Source organism: Mycobacterium lepromatosis (assembly GCF_000975265.2).
In the GTDB taxonomy this organism is placed as follows: domain Bacteria; phylum Actinomycetota; class Actinomycetes; order Mycobacteriales; family Mycobacteriaceae; genus Mycobacterium; species Mycobacterium lepromatosis.
Genome location: NZ_CP083405.1, coordinates 3,161,103 through 3,178,999 on the forward strand (window position 1 = coordinate 3,161,103; position 17,897 = coordinate 3,178,999).

The 17,897-nt window shown below is 58.2% G+C and carries 13 protein-coding genes and 5 pseudogenes; 5 read left to right on the forward strand and 13 right to left on the reverse strand.

All coding sequences use genetic code 11. The features are described 5' to 3' along the window. Positions 1 to 22: 22 nt before the first annotated feature. Genes MLPF_RS14940 through pafA form a run of 3 tightly spaced genes read right to left on the reverse strand, consistent with a single transcriptional unit; the run spans position 23 to position 3,354 of the window. Complete coding sequence (locus MLPF_RS14940) at positions 23 to 997, reverse strand: helix-turn-helix transcriptional regulator (RefSeq protein ID WP_045843069.1); 975 nt, start codon at positions 995 to 997, stop codon at positions 23 to 25. Further along, complete coding sequence (locus MLPF_RS14945; protein ID WP_045843068.1) at positions 994 to 1,989, reverse strand: helix-turn-helix transcriptional regulator; 996 nt, start codon at positions 1,987 to 1,989, stop codon at positions 994 to 996. The genes MLPF_RS14940 and MLPF_RS14945 overlap by 4 nt, the downstream gene beginning before the upstream one ends. A gap of 6 nt (positions 1,990 to 1,995) precedes the next feature. After that, the gene (pafA, locus tag MLPF_RS14950) at positions 1,996 to 3,354 is read right to left on the reverse strand and encodes a Pup--protein ligase (RefSeq protein ID WP_156147092.1); all 1,359 of its coding nucleotides are present in this window, start codon (positions 3,352 to 3,354) and stop codon (positions 1,996 to 1,998) included. Positions 3,355 to 3,868: 514 nt separating this feature from the next. On the opposite strand from pafA, the gene MLPF_RS14955 reads away from it, so the two are divergent. Further along, positions 3,869 to 4,048 (forward strand): hypothetical protein, encoded by a 180-nt coding sequence (locus MLPF_RS14955; RefSeq protein ID WP_050039097.1) that lies wholly within the window; start codon positions 3,869 to 3,871, stop codon positions 4,046 to 4,048. Here MLPF_RS14955 and MLPF_RS14960 read toward each other — a convergent pair. Beyond that, positions 4,035 to 4,391, reverse strand: a complete 357-nt coding sequence (locus tag MLPF_RS14960) for a hypothetical protein (protein WP_050039096.1) — start codon at positions 4,389 to 4,391, stop codon at positions 4,035 to 4,037. The two genes, MLPF_RS14955 and MLPF_RS14960, sit on opposite strands and share 14 nt — an antisense overlap. A gap of 420 nt (positions 4,392 to 4,811) precedes the next feature. Here MLPF_RS14960 and MLPF_RS18155 point away from each other — a divergent pair. Further along, positions 4,812 to 6,015 (forward strand): annotated as a pseudogene (locus MLPF_RS18155) (DEAD/DEAH box helicase); the annotation flags it as partial. Positions 6,016 to 6,840: 825 nt separating this feature from the next. Here the strand turns inward: MLPF_RS18155 and MLPF_RS14975 are convergent. The 7 genes and pseudogenes from MLPF_RS14975 to MLPF_RS15000 form a co-directional block, all read right to left on the reverse strand. Beyond that, positions 6,841 to 7,214 (reverse strand): annotated as a pseudogene (locus MLPF_RS14975) (PIN domain-containing protein). Positions 7,215 to 7,272: 58 nt separating this feature from the next. Beyond that, positions 7,273 to 7,528 (reverse strand): annotated as a pseudogene (locus MLPF_RS16655) (antitoxin). A 69-nt stretch (positions 7,529 to 7,597) separates the two neighbouring features. Next, positions 7,598 to 8,386 carry a proteasome subunit alpha gene (gene prcA, locus MLPF_RS14980; protein ID WP_045843067.1) on the reverse strand — a complete coding sequence of 263 codons (789 nt, stop codon included), beginning with the start codon at positions 8,384 to 8,386 and terminating at the stop codon, positions 7,598 to 7,600. Beyond that, a complete protein-coding gene (gene prcB, locus MLPF_RS14985; RefSeq protein ID WP_045843066.1) occupies positions 8,383 to 9,261 on the reverse strand; it encodes a proteasome subunit beta in 879 nt (292 codons plus the stop codon). The genes prcA and prcB overlap by 4 nt, the downstream gene beginning before the upstream one ends. Next, positions 9,258 to 9,449, reverse strand: a complete 192-nt coding sequence (locus MLPF_RS14990) for a ubiquitin-like protein Pup (RefSeq protein ID WP_045843065.1) — start codon at positions 9,447 to 9,449, stop codon at positions 9,258 to 9,260. Before MLPF_RS14990 ends, prcB begins: the two co-directional genes overlap by 4 nt. Positions 9,450 to 9,517: 68 nt before the next feature. Then, positions 9,518 to 11,026: a pup deamidase/depupylase gene (dop, locus tag MLPF_RS14995; protein ID WP_045843064.1), complete on the reverse strand. Its 1,509-nt coding sequence runs from the start codon at positions 11,024 to 11,026 to the stop codon at positions 9,518 to 9,520. Positions 11,027 to 11,519: 493 nt separating this feature from the next. Beyond that, positions 11,520 to 11,750, reverse strand: a complete 231-nt coding sequence (locus MLPF_RS15000) for a hypothetical protein (RefSeq protein WP_237817136.1) — start codon at positions 11,748 to 11,750, stop codon at positions 11,520 to 11,522. A 642-nt stretch (positions 11,751 to 12,392) separates the two neighbouring features. Between MLPF_RS15000 and MLPF_RS16660 the strand changes: the two are divergent. Together MLPF_RS16660 and MLPF_RS15010 are read left to right on the forward strand one after the other, a co-directional pair. Then, positions 12,393 to 13,402: pseudogene (locus MLPF_RS16660) on the forward strand (acyl-CoA dehydrogenase family protein); the annotation flags it as partial. Between the two features lie 519 nt (positions 13,403 to 13,921). Continuing rightward, positions 13,922 to 14,104, forward strand: coding sequence for a hypothetical protein (locus tag MLPF_RS15010; RefSeq protein WP_156147328.1), 183 nt, complete (start codon positions 13,922 to 13,924; stop codon positions 14,102 to 14,104). Positions 14,105 to 14,544: 440 nt separating this feature from the next. On the opposite strand, the gene MLPF_RS15015 is transcribed toward MLPF_RS15010, so the two are convergent. Then, a complete protein-coding gene (locus MLPF_RS15015; protein ID WP_045843982.1) occupies positions 14,545 to 15,387 on the reverse strand; it encodes a polysaccharide deacetylase family protein in 843 nt (280 codons plus the stop codon). Between the two features lie 1,357 nt (positions 15,388 to 16,744). Here MLPF_RS15015 and MLPF_RS15020 point away from each other — a divergent pair. Further along, positions 16,745 to 16,852, forward strand: a pseudogene (locus MLPF_RS15020) (DUF2127 domain-containing protein); the annotation flags it as partial. A gap of 198 nt (positions 16,853 to 17,050) precedes the next feature. Here the strand turns inward: MLPF_RS15020 and MLPF_RS15025 are convergent. Further along, positions 17,051 to 17,191, reverse strand: a complete 141-nt coding sequence (locus MLPF_RS15025) for a hypothetical protein (protein ID WP_156147329.1) — start codon at positions 17,189 to 17,191, stop codon at positions 17,051 to 17,053. Positions 17,192 to 17,897 lie beyond the last annotated feature (706 nt).

A 17,897-nucleotide genomic window follows, 5' to 3' on the forward strand; every position in this document is an offset into this window, starting at 1 on the left:
TCCCAGCGTCCGCACTACGGCATCACGCCTGAACCGTAGCCTGGTAGAACTGCAGAGCAGCGACCGCAGCATTTCGCACTCGGTACGCGAGCGCCTCCGGTAATTGTACTTTCACGGCCGACCCGAAGCCTAGCACCAAGCGCGTCATCCAATCATCCGAAGCGTAAGTCATGACCGCCTGGAAAGACCCATCCGGCAACTCATGGACCTGCCGCATCGGGTAGTAGTCGAATATCCAGGACACCGAACGCGCCACCCACAGCGTCGCCGAAGGCAGCGACGGGTCGCCGTCGAAGAGCGATGTGTCTGGCCGCGCCTGCCGCGCTGGTTCAGGTGCGGCGGCCGGCTCATCCAGCTCGCGGGCCGCCACGATCCGGTCAAAGCGGAACAGCCGAACCCCTTCGGCTTCGTGCGACCAGGCCTGGAGGTAGCTTTGGTCGCCTACCAGCAGTATTCGGATAGGGTCGACGATCCGGCTGGTCAAAGTGTCATGCGACGCAGAGTAGTAGTCTATCACCAGTGCTTGTTCGTCCCGCACAGCCGCGCGCACTGCGGCCGCGACGTGACTCTCGGAGGGCGGCCGCGCATCGACTGAGGCCACCGATCCAGTGACCTCGTGCCCCATAACAACGGCTGCGACCTCGAGCTTGGCGATCGCGCTGCGCGCCGCCTCCGGATCAACCACCCCCGGAATGTCGGCCAGTGCCCGAAGCGCCACCAGCAGGCCGATGACCTCTGGCGACGTCAGCTGCAACGGTCGGTCGATGCCCGCTGAGAAAGTCACCTCGATGGTGTCACCAGAGAACTCGAAGTCAATGAGATCACCGGGGCCATAGCCAGGAAGACCGCACACCCACAGCTGGTTAAGGTCCTGCTCTAACTGCCTGGCGGACACCCCCAAATCGGCGGCAGCTTCCGCACGGGTGATCCGCGGGTTAGCCTGGAAGTACGGCACCATATTGAGCAGCCGCACCAGGTGGGTGGACAGCTGTGTCATAAAGGCCCTGCTCCCGCGTGGGCGCGCAACCGTGTCAGCACATCGTCGCGCAGAGCGTCTGGCTCGAGCACGACAGCGTCGGCACCGTGGCCAGCGATGTCACGAGCCAGCCGGTCGATGGATCCAATGTCGAGTTCGATCACCTGACCGTCGCGGCCGCCCAGTCGCCGAGCACCGGCGGGTCGTCCAGCATGGCGCAACGCAGTGGCCCGCCCGTCGACGACCCACACCCGGGCGATAGCGTCAGTCGGCACTTTGGCGACGGCGCTGGACACGATCCTGCGCAAATCGACGCCGTCAGGCACGGTGACAGCGCCGACTGGCCCGATCGGCGCGACCTCCGAACCGATCCGAGAGAGCCGAAAGGTACGGGTGGCATTGCTATCGCAGTCGTGGCCAACGAGATACCAGCGACTGTTCGCGGTGACCACACCCCACGGTTTGACGGTGCGCGTGGTGTAGGGCTCCGCCCGCGACGACCGGTACCGAAACTGCACTGCCTGCCGAGAACCAATAGCCGATAACAGGATTGACAGAACGTCCTCCGACCCACGCAAACCCGACACCCCAGCCGAAGAGACGATGACCACCGGTGTATCGAGGGGGTCGATGTCCACCCCGGCGGCCCGCAGCTTGAGCAATGCGCCTTGTGTCGCGGTGATCAGTTCGTGCGATTCCCACAGCTGAGTGGCGACAGCTACTGCAGCCGCTTCGTCCGGGGTTAGCTCGACGGGAGGAAGTGCGTACGCATCGCGGTTGATGCGGTAGCCCTCGGAAAAGTCTAGCGCCGACACCTTGCCAACCTCGAGCGGTATGCCGAGGTCACGTAACTCGTTCTTATCGCGCTCAAACATCCGGGAGAACGCCTCTACGGTAGGACTGTCGGAGTAACCCGCCACGCTGGATCTGATCTTTTCAGCGGTAATGTAGCCACGGGTCGACATCAAGGCGATAACCAGGTTGACCAGCCGTTCGACTTTCGAAGTCGCCATGTATAGCTACATGCTCGCTATCAGTCGTTTGACCCGCTCGTCGACCGCGCGAAAAGGGTCTTTACACAACACCGTGCGCTGCGCCTGGTCGTTCAGTTTAAGATGTACCCAGTCGACGGTGAAATCACGTCCCGCCGCCTGCGCGGCGCTAATGAACTCACCGCGCAGCCTGGCGCGGGTGGTCTGCGGCGGATGGTCGACCGCGTCGGTTATGTCTTCGTCGGTCGTGACGCGCGCCGCCAGCCCCTTACGCTGCAGTAGATCGAAGACACCGCGCCCGCGCTTGATGTCGTGATAGGCCAAGTCCAACTGGGCGATCTTCGGATCGATAAGCTCCATGTTGTCGCGGTCCTGATAGCGCTGAAACAACTTACGTTTGATCACCCAGTCGATCTCGGTATCCACCTTGGCGAAATCCTGGCTCTCAACGGCGTCGAGCTGACGGCCCCAAAGGTCAACGACCTGCTCGAGCTGGGTGTTGGGCTCCCGGGTCTGCAGATGCTCGACGGCCCGGGCGTAGTATTCCCGCTGGATATCTAGCGCACTAGCCTGACGCCCTCCGGCCAACCGCACCGGCCGGCACCCAGTGATGTCATGGCTGACCTCGCGGATGGCGCGAATAGGGTTTTCCAGCGAAAAGTCGCGAAACGGAATCCCGGCTTCGACCATTTCCAACACGAGCGCGGCGGTGCCCACCTTGAGCATGGTGGTGGTCTCGCACATATTAGAGTCACCGACGATGACGTGCAGCCGCCTATACTTCTCAGCGTCGGCGTGCGGCTCGTCGCGGGTGTTGATAATCGGTCGGCTACGAGTAGTCGCCGAAGAGACGCCCTCCCAGATGTGTTCGGCACGTTGTGACAGGCAGAACGCCGCGGCTTTGGGGGTTTGCAGCACCTTGCCGGCTCCGCAGATCAGCTGACGAGTGACCAGGAACGGCAACAGCACATCCGAGATTCTGGAGAACTCACCGGCGCGCACGATCAGGTAGTTCTCGTGACAGCCGTAGGAGTTGCCCGCCGAGTCGGTGTTGTTCTTGAACAGGTAAATGTCACCACCGATGCCTTCGTCGGCGAGTCGCTGCTCGGCGTCAACGAGCAGATCCTCCAGCACCCATTCGCCGGCCCGGTCATGGGTGACCAGCTGCACCAGGTTGTCGCATTCGGCGGTGGCATACTCGGGATGACTGCCCACGTCGAGATAGAGGCGAGCACCGTTACGCAGGAAGACATTGGAGCTGCGACCCCAGGACACCACTCGGCGGAACAGGTAGCGGGCCACCTCATCCGGGGACAAACGACGGTGACCATGAAATGTGCAGGTGACACCGAATTCGGTTTCGATTCCCATAATTCGACGCTGCACATATTTGAGGGTACTGGTTGTTTGAGCATCGCGGTGGGCGAGCCACGCCCACGGGTACCGACCACCCATCAATGTCAGTGCCACCCCCCCTAGCAACAAACGCACATTCGATGTATCAATGCCGAACCCGACAGAACTGGACCGAGCTGGCGGCCGAGATCGAGGACTGCGCAGCTGCCGAAGTGGCTGTTGCGCTGAGCATCAGCCACGGCAATGCCTCAATACAGGTACGTCTCCGCCTCACCCTAAATCGATTGCCCAAGTTAGCAGCAATGTTTCTGGCGTGAGGGCTCAGTACGCGATTAGTATCTATCGTCACGTGGCGCACCTGTACTCGCCTATCAATCGTCCGCGACGAGGAAGCGCTGCGGCTCATCAATACCGCCTTGGCCGAACACGCAACCGCATGGAGTCCGCTGACAGCAGCCAAACTGGAAAAGGCCATCGACCCGTTGATCGATCGCTGTGACTCTGGTGCGCTGGTCACACACGCACCAAAGCCTGCAGTCGCGAAATGTGCATTGGCACTCACGATGATGAGACCGGCACCACCGCGCTTTGGGGCCGGCTAGTCACCAACGCCGCTCTGCTGGATTGCCGGCTGGGCCCCTACACGGTACGCGACGATCGCCCGCACACGATCAAACAGCGCCACGCCAACGCACTTGGCAGGCTGGCTACTAGCGCCGAATGACTCGCCCGCGGCTCCAACAATACCGACTATCCATCTGGTATCGACAAAACGAACAGGAAACCAGTGTGGTCATCCACGTTATAGTTGAAACATCAGCACTCGAAGCTCCACCCGACCCCATCACGCCCGACATGGCCGCCGAGGCGTTAGCCCCCAACCTGATCCGCCCCACGCCATCGTCGGACAAACCGCCCACCGCCCTGAACACCTGCCACGACGTGGTGCCCACACCACTGTTGTCCCAACTATTGACGGTTAGGCCAAAATCTACCAAGTGCGCCATACCGTCGACCTCCCACCCGAGCGGCGGGTACCGGCTTAGCACAGCGTTGGCTGAATTCATCCAGATCCTGGGACTGAGACACAACCTGTCAGTTCCCCCCGGTGTGATCAGCCCACCACATTTTGCGACAGCGACCACGTGGTGCCTTACCCGTTGGGGTCGACACATCCATCAATTCTCAAGTGTGACTGTAGAAAGCACCGCCTATCGAAAACCTTCTGGACGGATTGGCGTAACGTGTAACTGCCAGAAAGTACGGTTATTTGGATTGCGTCCAACGGTCTCAAATATACGATCCACCCCGGCAGCCAAATCTTCTAATCGAGACCAAGGAGACAGTCGCGGGGCATCGTGGCGGCTGAAATTCTTGTTGCAGTCAACGGCCGACCCGAGCCTGTTAGTCGCCGCTGAACAAGCGTGGAACGACGACGGCAGCCTGCGGCGGTGGCTGGACCGACCTCAGATGCTGCTGCTAACCGGCTAGGCCGGGCCAGCCAAATTTTCCCAGCAGCCTCCTAGGCGTTGCGCACTGCGTGCTCATACGAGCTCCCCCTCGACGCCGACGGTGCGCATCAGTTCCTGCAGGTCATCACCCGGCTGTGCTTGACAAAGCCGGTTTAGTCGTGCTGCCACCATCCTGGTGGGATCGGCCTCGCCGGCTACGGCTAGTCTTGTCCGCGTACGACCCGGTCGACGGAGTAATGGGCAAGGCTAGCAAGTTCGGTCGTGAGCAGCTTGTCGAATTCCACTGGGAGTCGACCGTCAGTGGCTAGACCTTCACCTAGGAGGAAATCGCGACGCTGGCCGAGACCAAGGCCCCGTTGATCGGCTGCGCAGCCAATGGGTGTTGAACGATACAGATAGACTGAGCCTGCCGAGGGGCGGCGCGCGCCCCTAGATTCTGTGCGGGCGCAAACCAGACCCTGGGATCATCGACTACTTTCCAGAGAAGATAAAGACCAAGCAATACTGCCAACCAGTCACCGAACAGAGCTCCTGTATCAGGCCGTCGTCGACGACACGCAGGAAAAGATCGCGAACACAGAGGGGATTAAACAGCGCGACAACATGCTGGCCGCGATGGCCAAACTCAAACAGATGTGCAACCATCCGACCCAGCTGCTTCACGATCGCTGACCGATTAGCCGCAGTTCGGAGAAAGTGATCCGGGCTCGAGAAGGACCTGGAAGAAGTCTTGGCCAAGGGCGACCAGGCGCTGTGCTTTACCCAGTTCACCGAGCTGCTGGTGCCGCACTTGGCGCACACTTCGTTCACAACGTCCCCTACCTGCACGGGGGAACTCCGAAGAAACGACGCGACAAGACAACGGCCCTTAACAGTCCGGTGACGGGCCGGCCATCTTCTTGCTGTCATTGAAGACGGGCGGTACCGGGCTGCACCTAACCGCCGTCAATCATATCGTGTACCTAGATCGGTAGTGAAAACCCGACGATAGAAAACCAGACGACAGACTAGGTATTCCGAATCGGACAGCGGCGCACGGTGCAGATGCGCAAGTTCATCTGCACAGGCATTCTCGCGGAGAAGATCGACGAAATGATCGAGGAGAAAAAAGCACTGGCCGACCTGGTGATCATCGACGACAAAGGTTGGCTGGCCGATGATCACCGCACGGGATCTGCGCGAGGTGTTCGCATGGTCAAAAGGAATTATCGGTGAGTAGGGCCTGGTACCATCGCCATAGCGGTCCCGCACCGTTGAGAACGGAATCAAGGTGCGCAGTGCCCGCGGCCTGACCACACAGACCTGGTGTTCGGAGCGCTTCATGCGGTGCTGGAGAACATTGGGCAGGGGCAACCGACTAACAGGCGCAGCCGCCGTCAAGGGCAAGTGATCGCGCTCGAGGTGGACCGAGCTCGGTTATCGCGAAGATATAAAGCAGCAGGGTCAGTTTTTAATCCGATCCGGATCAGGTTCCCCCCGCATTCGGAAAGTCCGAATGCACTCATGGCGAACAGGAACTGGCTAAAAATGCTTGATAAACAGCGAATTACTCTCCGGCGAGATGCTCGACGACTGTGATAGATGTCTTCGCCGAACTCGGCCTGTCAGCTGTCCGCAGCCCACGCACGGGAAACCGCCGCTGACCTACAGCCTGTCCCAACTACGCCGTCCCATGCAAGCATCTCACCGCTACGTTCTACTTGCTGACCGACTCCTTCAACGACGACCCGTTCGCCACCTGACGTAGCGGGGCCGTAAACTGGAGGATATATTGGCTAACCTAGCTACCCAGCCCGCACTGAACAAGCAGCACGCCCACTAGGCGGTCGACTGTGTGGACAGTTATTACGCTTGGCAAGGCGACATCACTGGCCCGAGCGCGTCAGCAACACTACCTTAACCAGCTCCCCGAGACGGGTGTTTGAGCCTCTGCAACCTACCACTACCCAGACTGCCAACACCGACCTCTCACAGTGCTGATGTACTAGTTATAGTACAGACAGCATATACATTCAAATTATAGTATAGACAGCAGCGCCGACGGTTAATCGCCGGGCACGCTGCCGAATCGGCCAAAGTCGCTGCCATGGGATACGCTGTTGGAGCAATGCTCGACTGCAAGCACTGCCAAGTAGGCGTCGTTGACGAAGTGGCAGCCAGTTCCCAGTTGCGCCAGCACCGCGCTCAGCGCCGTCAGCCAATCCGCAACCTGACCGATGGCATCCTCTGAAAAAATCGTGCGGAGAAACAACCCCACCTTGGTCGTGAGCCGAACGAACGCCGACAACGGGATCCACCCGAATCCGATGCGGTCGGCACACCGTAGCACCTCGTCGACCCAACGCAAGGACAACGTGTGGCGTTTGCTAGACGTGTGTTACCGGCATACAACAACACGTTCGTGTCGACGATTTTCATGGATAGTTATGATTCCGCCGGTGACGATGCGGAGCGAGACGACGAGAAGGAGCGACGCTCATGATCGACGCCGCTGACGACGCACGAGTTCCTCGTCCTCGAGCTCGGCCGCAATTGGCAAAGCCCGATCGAGATTTACTGCGGACACGGCCAAGTCAGTGATGCATGTGGTAAACCGGCGCGGTTCGAGTCACCTTAAGACACCGTCCCGAATCACGTCGTTGAGCGCCTTTTGAAGGACACCGGCCGCTCAGCGATCCGGACGCCGCACCAACTTGGTTGACGTGGTCGTCCAACGTCACCGTGGTAGGCATCCTGGCAGCAGTGCTGCCAGTGCCAGCCTTAATTAATTGGCCACTATGGCCGAACAACAGGCCCTACCCCTAATCCGTCGATTCACGGTCGGATTTCGAGTCCTTCGAATCCCCAGCATCTTTGGGCCTCTGGGCACCCTTGGCATCCGTTTCCCGCAGCAGTGTTTCCAACCCAGAGCCGGTGATCCGCCGAAACGCCCGCCGCGGCCGATTAGCATCGAGAACAGCCATCTCTAAGCTGGCTACGCCAAGGGTCGGTTGATCGCTACCGGCGGCATCTGCACTGCCCGCCCGCAGTGCTGCGACCGCGATCCCCAGAGCGTCGGTCAAGCTGGCGTTCTCGGCATACGACTCTTTGAGCGCGTTAGCGATCGGCTCCGTAGTACCACCCATGACCACAAAATATGGTTCATCGTTGATCGATCCGTCGTAAGTGATCCGGTACAACTCAGGCGGTTTCGTTTCGCCGTAGTGCGCAACCTCGGCAACGCACAACTCAACCTCGTACGGTTTGGCCTGCTCGGTGAAGATAGTGCCAAGCGTCTGCGCGTAGACGTTGGCCAGCTGCCGGCCAGTGACGTCGCGGCGATCGTAGGCGTAACCTCGAGTATCAGCGAATTGGATCCCACCGCGGCGCAAATTGTCGAACTCGTTAAACTTACCCGCGGCCGCAAAGCCCACCCGATCGTAGAGTTCACTGATCTTCTGCAGTGACCGTGACGGGTTCTCCGCGACGAACAACACACCACCAGCATAAGCCAGCGCTACCACACTTCGTCCCCGAGCGATGCCCTTGCGGGCGAGTTCACTGCGCTCACGCATCGCCTGTTCAGGGGAGATGAAGTACGGAAAACTCATTTCTCACTCCCACCAGAGGAGCCACGAGTGTCCACGCGCGAACGGCGTTCGATAATCTCGCGGGCAAGTTCGGCGATCCGGCTTTCCGGCACCTCGGCCGCTCCTTCAGCACCGATAGTGACCGCCGTAGGGTAGATGCCGCGAACCAAATCCGGCCCGCCGGTAGCGGAATCGTCATCGGCGGCGTCATATAGCGCTTCGATAGCTACCCTCAAGGCCGAATCGGCATCGGAGACCTGCGAGTACAACTTCTTTATCGACGACTTAGCGAAAATCGACCCCGACCCCACCGACTGGTAGCCCTCTTCCTCGATGTTCCAGCCGCCGGCGGCGTCGAAGGAGACAATGCGCCCCGCGCTCTGCGGGTCAGATGCATGAATGTCGTAGCCCGCCAGCAGTGGCAACGCCAGCAACCCCTGCATCGCTGCCACTAAATTGCTACGGACCATGATCGCAAGCCGGTTTACCTTGCCAGCAAACGTAAGTGGCACGCCTTCGAGCTTCTCATAGTGCTCGAGTTCGACCGCGTAGAGGCGGGCGAACTCGACCGCGACGGCAGCAATGCCGGCGATACCGATGGCGGTGTAGTCATCGGTGATGTATACCTTGCGCACATCACGGCTAGCGATCATATTGCCCTGCGTAGAACGCCGATCACCCGCGATGACGGCGCCGCCTGGGTATTTCAGCACAACGATCGTGGTTCCGTGCGGCAATTGCCCACCGCCATCACCGGATTGCCAGCCACCGAGGCTCACCGGTAGCAATTCCGGCGCCTGGCGGCGCAGCAAGTCGGCGAACGAAGACTGATTTATCACTGAGCTTCCGGGAAGTGCCAAGTTGGTAGGCAGATGATCAGCAAACGACCAGGTCACTGTCCGCCCTTTTGCACGTACGCACGAACAAAGTCTTCCGCATTCTCCTCAAGGACATCGTCAATCTCGTCGAGCAAGTCGTCGGTCTCCTCAGTCAGCTTCTCGCGACGCTCCTGGCCCGCAGTCGTGCCGCTGGCGAACTCATCGTCATCACCTCCACCACCACGCCTAATCTGCTCCTGAGCCATCGCTGCCTCCTGTTTCTAGTCTTTCTCCACCCTACCGGTCCAGTACGACTTTTCCCGGATCAACGGGCTTAGCTGGTCAATTGCTCCACTAATTCCGCAGCGCTGTCCACCGAGTCCAACAGCGCTCCGACATGGGCCTTACTGCCGCGCAGTGGCTCCAACGTCGGGATCCGAACCAGCGAGTCGCCGCCTAGGTCAAAGATCACCGAATCCCAGCTGGCCGCGGCTATGTCGGACCCGAATCGGCGCAAGCATTCGCCGCGAAAATACGCGCGAGTATCGGTCGGCGGGTTGTTCACCGCCCGGAGCACCTGGTGCTCGGTGACCAGACGCTTCATCGAGCCGCGGGCAACCAGCCGATTATACAGCCCCTTGTCCAACCGAACGTCAGAATACTGCAGGTCGACAAGGTGTAGCCGCGGGGCTGACCAGTTCAGGTTCTCCCGCTGCCGAAAACCTTCAAGCAGCCGCAGCTTCGCCGGCCAGTCCAACAGTTCAGCACAGTCCATCGGGTCGCGCTCCAGCTGGTCAAGCACGTGCACCCAGGTTTCCACGATGTCGGCTGCGCGGGGGTCGGGGTCGCGACTGTCGACCAGCTTTGCCACTCGGTCGAGGTAAATCCGTTGCAGCGCAAGACCGTTCAATTCACGGCCGTCGACCAAAGTCACGGTGGCCCGCAACGACGCATCGCGGCTTATCACATGAACGGCATGCACCGGCCGGGCCAGCGTGAGGTCGGCCAAGTCTATTCCGTGTACTGGACCTTCTTCGATCAAATCGAGAACCAGCGCCGTGGTGCCCAACTTCAGGTAGGTAGACGTCTCGGCGAGATTGGCATCCCCGACGATGACATGCAGCCGGCGATACCGGTCGGCGTCGGCGTGCGGTTCATCACGAGTGTTGATGATGCCGCGTTTCAGCGTAGTCTCAAGCCCGACCTCAACCTCGATGTAATCTGATCGCTGGGACAGCTGGAAACCGGGCTCGTCACCGGCGGGCCCGATGCCGACTCGCCCCGAACCGGTGACCACCTGCCTCGACACCAAAAAAGGGGTCAACCCTGCGATGATAGCTGAAAACGGTGTCTGCCGCGACATCAGGTAGTTCTCATGTGCCCCGTAGGAGGCGCCCTTGCCGTCAACGTTGTTCTTGTACAACTGCAGCTTAGCGGCTCCCGGCACACTGGCAACATGCCGGGCGGCGGCTTCCATCACACGCTCCCCAGCCTTGTCCCAGATCACCGCGTCCAGCGGATCGGTACATTCGGGGGCAGAGTACTCCGGGTGCGCATGATCAACGTACAGCCGCGCCCCGTTGGTCAAGATCATGTTGGCAGCGCCAACCTCATCAGCGTCCACCATCGGCGGCAGTCCCGCTGACCGGCTTAGGTCGAAGCCCCGGGCGTCCCGCAGCGGCGACTCCACCTCGTAGTCCCAACGGGTACGTTTGGCACGCTGAATACCAGCGGCGGCTGCGTAGGCCAAGACCGCCTGCGTCGAGGTGAGAATCGGGTTGGCGGTCGGGTCCGACGGCGACGAAATGCCATACTCGACCTCCGTCCCAATAATCCGCTGCATGACTTGAAGCCTAGGCGAAGCGTCGACGGCTTACGTGGGCGCGCGTCTCGGCGCGACGCCGGTTCCACAACCATTGGTCTATACACCAGGAGAAGCGCAACGGCGAAAAGATCCGAAAGTGGGTGGGCAGATAACCGGAGGTGCCCGCTCTCTTCATGGTAGGAAAACAGGTTTAAGTCCGGTAAATAGATCGCTTCACCGGCAAGAAAGAGGTTTGGCACTTACATGCCAATGCACAGAGATCGGCTGAGAGTGCCAGGCAGCGGAAGGGCAAACGGTGAGATATTTAGCAGCAGCTTATCGTACCAGGGCATCGAAACAGGATGCGGAGACAGTTCGTTCGTCAAGCTTTCGTATTCGATTGCACTGTGTGAAACCACCCGATGTTTTAGGTGATCACCGTTGTTGTGTTGTGGTTGGCTGTGTTGGTGCCGTGTTGGTTTCACAGTTCGTCGATGACCTCGCAGCCGGTGATGACGCGTACGGCGGTGCTCTAGCCTAGGGCAGTACTTGACTTTTTGTGGGGATCGACCGCGGAAGGAAGATAAAAGCCATCCACGGCGTGATCTGGTGACTTGTGCGCGTGGCGGGCTAACACATCACCAGAAAAGCGCAACTGATCCCCGGCCACCCGCCACACCATACGCACCCCCAGCATCGCCAGCTTCGATGTCGCGGCCGGCGACCAACACCAACTACTCAGCGGCCCTTGCAAGCAGCCCACCTACGCCGCGACCAACCCTAAACCACCAACACAACCCACACCACCGATCCCCACCACATAACCCACCACACCCCTCAACCACACAAAACCAAACCCAAAAATCAGCACATCCTAGGACCCGAAAGAGGCTTAACCTCGAGTTGGATTGCACAACACTTAATGGTCCGCGGATAAGTTTTGGTGGGTGAGTTGTGATTGTGATCGGTGTAGTGCCGGTCAACTCACCAAGACCGGCACTACACCGATCACAATCACAACTCACCCACCAAAACCGCCGCGACAACAAAATAGTACGAGTTCGTCGTGGCCCCCGTGAGAAAGTTTAAGTCACGTGGCAGGCCACGTTCGGTAACAACCAGCGAGCAACTACTTTTCTCATCGTGCTCACGTAGGGAGGTGATTAGCTGCGTGCTGTAGCACTGAAGGTGTTTGCCTCCAAGGGTGCGCAGCAACATTGGTTCCCGATGTTCAACAAGCGTTCGGTCTGGAGCCAGGTCCAGGTCCTACATATCTCCTAGGAAATTCGACAACCTTTGATCAACAAATTATTTCAATTTCAGTAGTAGATCGATTACGTTCGAACTACAACTGAGCAATAGTGTGATTGAGCGGCGTTATTGAGTCCACTGGTTTGCGGCCGAGATCATCTGCCCCGATACAGCCGAATGAGACGAACAAGAGAAAATTCCTTAACCGGTTATCCAGAAGGCCGCGAAGGATAGATCTCTATTCCACGGAGTTCTTCAGTGAGCAGACCGCTGAGCTAACCGGGCTGGCCATGCTCACGTGTTTGAGAACATGTTCTGGGCCGACGTCGGTACCGCGCTGTCTATCATGGGAATCATTCTGGCGGCAGCAGCTTTGGCGGTCAAAGGAACTCCTGAACAACTGAGTCGCTGGATTCCGGAAATGCTTAGTAAGATCGATGCGCCTACACTCAATGCGTTCTGCTCACCCGAGCCCGACGCGGGTTTTAACGTCGGTATTATTCATACCCGCACTACGACCAGTCGGTAAGTTCTCAATGGCACTACGACCTGGACAATCAACAGCGGTATCGGCAACGTGCGCATGGTGGTGGCGTCAGTATATACGGAATTGGGTACACGCAGCCAGGCCATATTCGTCATCCCAGCGGGTACCAAAGGTTTGGCTAAGTGACATAAATGCAGAAACATGGTATCCGCGCCTCCCACACCGCAGAGGTGGTGCTCGACGATATCCAGTTGCCCCAGGATCATATTCTCGACAGCCGAGAAAAATTCTCGGCCCATATCACCTGAGTCAAATCCGGTGCTGCCGCGGGTGGGCAGGCAGCGATGAAGACCTTCGAACGTACGCGGATCACTATCGAAGCAATGGCTGTAGACGTGGTACGAACCTGCCTATGACTAGGCTCTCGAATATTCCTGCTGGCGTAAATAATTTTGACGGAAGATCGGTCGATTCCAGACGGTAGAATTCAAGTTGACAGATATGAAATTTCAGATAGACGCGGCTTGTTTGATGGTGTGGCTTGCTGGTTGAATGGCGAGGAATAACCAAAGCTGCGATTCGGCGGAGGATTCGATAGCCAAACGGTTGCAAGCAAGACTATAGTCTATGTCACCAACAAAGCTCTCCAGATCCTGGGCAACAATGGTTACACCGGCTAATACCCCGTGGAGAGGATGCACCGCTTACCTGGTGGTTTAGCGGTCGTTGACGGGTCTGTCCATCCCCTTAGGGCACCAACCATGATGGCGGAATGACCCACCGAGATACGGGGTTCTCGACAGAAAAAACAACCTAATTGCCGTAACGTATGTGTTTCACACCGTCATGGCTGGGTGGCCGCCTTTGCCGAAGTGCAGACACAGCCAGATCGCAGAGCTGCTTGAACCCAGCCCTACCGTCGATGCACAACTCATCGGTACAGCCGATTCTGTAACGCGCAGATTAACGCTTCCCCGTGGACCAGCCGGCGAACACGGCGGAGTGACTCAAATCACAATTCTGCCATTGTGGGCCTGGGAGAGGTTTGATCACCAAGCTGATCCAGCATCAGTGGCACGACATTGCGGAACTCGCTTACTCGCTTAGGTGGTGGAGCGGGAGCCGAATCGGGTTCCGCCCGGAATCGCCCCGACGACACCGAGACGCGATTCGCCGGCGCATGACGTACCATCGTGGTGGAGGACTTTTTGCGTCCACCACAAAAGCATATCTCAGGCTGCAGCGGGGTGTGGCGACTAGTGGTCGATGAACGCACTGGCGAAACCCAGGCTGTGGACAACTCGGTAGACGAAGCGATGACCTGGCTGCTTGCTGATCAGCGGGATATGCGAGCAGCGGCGGTGCATGACGAACACTAGCTCCGCATCGTCCGCGCCCACAAGAGGCTCGCAATGCCTCGAGATATTAAATACAGCACCGGCACTATTGCAGTCCATGAACAACGTTCGCTGCAAATTCGGGCAGCTTCACCATAGTTGGCGTCGATGCCGAATCGATGAACGGCCGCGCCCTAATACACGTCATGCTTGAGGGGCTGGCGGCCATCCTAAATCGGTGGCGCCACTTGGCGCAGTCTCGTCGCGGCCTAGCTGACACGGGCCGCTGACCAGGCGGCGCTTGCGGTGGCCGAATCGATAGTTTGTGGTCGACGGTACGGGCCATATGCAGAAATCTTTTTCGATATAGTTCAAGCACCTAACAAAACAACCGGGCTAGCAGCGTTCTGAACGGTTCCGCTCTCCCATTGTTGCCAAACAGCTTTCGGCGATCCTCTACGCAGATCGCATATTGTTGGGAGTTACGAGGTTGTAAGGAATACGTCGTTAAGAGTGACGGTACGAAGATTTCGTGAGCGGATGATGTCGATGAGCTGCGGGTAGACGTGAGTAACCGGTAGATGGTTGAGGTGTCCAATCACGATGGCTTGCGGGGTGAAATACTGGGCGGCCATCTTCACGATGTAATCCTCGGTGATCAACGTGGAATCCGACAACGAACCCGACCATAAGGTTGGAACGGTGTAGCCGAGGTCGACCGCCACCGCATCAACAGTGGCGTTGTGCTTGGCATAAGGTGGACGCCAGTACGGTTTCGCGGCGATACCGTAGTTCTTCTTCAGGAAATCGTCGTTGCGGGTAAGTTGCTTGGCGATCTCGCTTTTAGTCATTGCTGTCAAATTTGGGTGAGACCACGTGTGGTTGCCGAGTTGGATCTGGCCAGACTCCACCAACGGCCGCAACATCGACATGTTGTCGGTCCAGGAGTTGTAGACTCCGTTGACGAAAAACGTCAGCCTTATATCAGTGTCTTTGACGAACTGCACGTAGGCACGCACTACCTCGGTGTTGACGCCGTCATCAACAGTAAGGGCAAGCAGATCGCCATGACCCGGGATCTTGGATAGCGCGCCACCGCCAGGCAACGAGATGCGTGCACTCGTTGGTGGCGGCGGTAATAAGCCTACGGCTCTAGGAGTCAGCGGCTCCGCAGCCATCGGCGCTTGGACGAATGTTCGCGGTTGCGGGTCGACCACGAGGCGTGCTGCGCCGACGCCGGTCACAATGGACACGGCGAGTGCGCCCAAGAAACTACGCCGGTTTAGCGCTGACACAGCAAAGCCTCGAGCATACGTGCGCACCATGACGGATCCAGCAAACCCAACCCGGTCATTGTGAGTTGGTCGGCGATGCTACACGCGATAGACAAGCCCGCTTGCGGGATGCCCATGTCGCCGAAGTCGGCCTTCACAGCAGCAAACCGTACCACCAACAGGGACAATATGCTGGATAAGTTCCGGCAGGTCAGTCGCAGATTACTATCGAAGACTCAAATTGTGACCTTCGAGGACGTGTCCGTTAGCACAGCTGAGAAGCGTTCAGATGCCGTTTTCAATACGGGTTCCGTCGCGGCAGTGAATGCTCCCACTATGCGGGCTTACCCACCCTAGGTAGCCGGTGCATAGACGAGCTCCATAGTAATAATTAAGTGATTTAGGATGCATTGACCACGGTGCGGGGTGCGCTGCTGTGGAGCAGCGCACGATTCGGTTGTGGGGGAGATGGTGGAATCCGAGCACGGATCGGACCATAACGTGTCGTCGACAATTTGGCGCTCAATGTACCTGGACAACTAATTCGCTAAGGTGATAAGGACTGATGACGTCGTTGTCGACAAAGTCGAGTCGGTGGATCACCCTCTATATATTCTTATAAGGCTGCGACCGCTGCTGGCGTCGGCTTTCCCGCCGACCCGGCGGCAAATCGGTTCCGCCCCAGCGGTGCGCTTGGCCGGTTAGGTCAACCCATTGGTCGCTATAAGCTTTTATACGGCAATCCGAGATGTTCGCTCCCGGAGCAGTGGTTCACCGAGTTCAAAGTGACTAACATCGCCAACACGCTGCAGGCGTACTGGATCGCCCTGAGCTCCATCGCCGTCCGTAATCATCGTCGAACCCGATTCACTTGCGATAGCTGACTATCTGTCGAGTTACCAATCCAGAAACACTACAACTTGATTGGTTATTCCTTAAAGTGGCTACTCCGTCGATACGCTGCTACCGCAATCCAGCCATAGCCGTATAAGTTGCCGCTAGTAACTTGCGTGAGCATAGCACCGAGGACAGGGTCGGCGCGCGCTCGCTACGCATTTTGGAGCCGCAAGTTTTCCGCCCTTCCCGCTCAATCAACGAACCGCCGCCGGAATTGACCACCTGCCGATCTGCAGCTGTTACGAAAAGATATTTCGCCGCACATCCAATCGCGGACTCATGAGCTTTCCTAGTCGCCGGCCGTATCCGATACCCAAAAATTGTCGAGCTGCAAGTCATCCGGCTGCCCGGATTACTCCAGCACCCCGGAGCTTGCATGACAGTCAATTCAACGGGCGCAAGTACCGCCCATCGACCAGCCAGCGATACCCCAGTTGGCCCGGTCGGCGATCACCCCGAAATTCGAGACTATGAATGACACAACATCAACGTGTAGGGAAGTAGTCATCGGCTGATCTTGAAACGGTTGTTTGGTCTGCGAGGTGGGCCGCAAGCTTACGACGAAGAAGGACGCAGCGAACAACTGCTTGACATCCAACGTGCCGCGCTGAGCATCTGACCTCCGCAACTGCACACCACGATGCTCAGCGCGGGCCCGGGACATCACCGACTCGAAACTGGTAGCCGCATTCAACACGGGTGCGAAGGTTGCCGGGCGCAACCCCGGCCTCCTCAGCAAATGTACCGAACTGTTCACCCACGACACCGGCGAGACCGAAGCCACGTGCGCTGACGCCTTGTGGCGATTTACCGACGATCAACCAACCCGGTTGAGATCCAGCACGCTGCCGAATCGAACCCGGTCGACAAAATGCTCGCCAACCGGGTCACCGGCACCACCCCCATACACATCAATGTCGTACAAGCAGTTCTCGACGCTGGCACCATTCCGTGTCACCCCAGTTCCACCCAGGACAACTCAACGACTGCAATACGCTTCCATGTCGACAATGTAGTATCTTAACTGCATTTATAGAGTCGAGGATGGTCTTCCTGGCGTTCCCACTCCTGTCGGCGGTGCGGGCCGGTTCCTAAGACTATCGGATGGCTTCTTGACACACTAACCAACGTGCAACCCTCTGCACTGCAAACCCGCATCGCTGCAGTACTGAGTTACCGGTCGCACGTTTAAGTTAAGCGTCGTCGGATAACTCAACACTGGGTCCCGACGGGAAGCGACGAGAGAGGAGTGCTGAAGGTGAGCATTGAAACCTGCTAGGTAGCCGATACCAATGAACTGGCCGGCAACCTCACCTGGTACAAAGAAAAGTGCCTTAACAAGGCACTGTGGTTCGATAACTATATAGCGAACACCAAGCGCAATGACGACCAAGAGGCCGCCAATCTTTTCTGTAAGGCATAGGCGGACAGTCGTAAAGTGCGAAAATGGCGAAACAATTGCTCACACAGCAACTCTAGCTCTTGCCGGACACGACCGCTTAGACTAGCACCGAAACCGGGAGCCCACAGGCTTGGGCTTCGATCGCCAAGCAGGGTGCTCAAGGACCAGTTAGCTCCTTACAAAGGATCAAGGTACACGACTAGGATTATCCGGAACGATTTATGGCACAGTAGCTTTCCTCTGCTCCGCAGTATAGTTTCGA

Bases quoted from the DNA above. Each gene is read 5' to 3' on its own strand.
- MLPF_RS14940 (WP_045843069.1), bottom strand. From the start codon at position 997: ATGACACAGCTGTCCACCCACCTGGTGCGGCTGCTCAATATGGTGCCG.
- MLPF_RS14945 (WP_045843068.1), bottom strand. From the start codon at position 1,989: ATGGCGACTTCGAAAGTCGAACGGCTGGTCAACCTGGTTATCGCCTTG.
- MLPF_RS14955 (WP_050039097.1), top strand. From the start codon at position 3,869: ATGTGCATTGGCACTCACGATGATGAGACCGGCACCACCGCGCTTTGG.
- MLPF_RS14960 (WP_050039096.1), bottom strand. From the start codon at position 4,391: ATGAATTCAGCCAACGCTGTGCTAAGCCGGTACCCGCCGCTCGGGTGG.
- prcA (WP_045843067.1), bottom strand. From the start codon at position 8,386: ATGAGTTTTCCGTACTTCATCTCCCCTGAACAGGCGATGCGTGAGCGC.
- MLPF_RS14990 (WP_045843065.1), bottom strand. From the start codon at position 9,449: ATGGCTCAGGAGCAGATTAGGCGTGGTGGTGGAGGTGATGACGATGAG.
- dop (WP_045843064.1), bottom strand. From the start codon at position 11,026: ATGCAGCGGATTATTGGGACGGAGGTCGAGTATGGCATTTCGTCGCCG.
- MLPF_RS15015 (WP_045843982.1), bottom strand. From the start codon at position 15,387: ATGGTGCGCACGTATGCTCGAGGCTTTGCTGTGTCAGCGCTAAACCGG.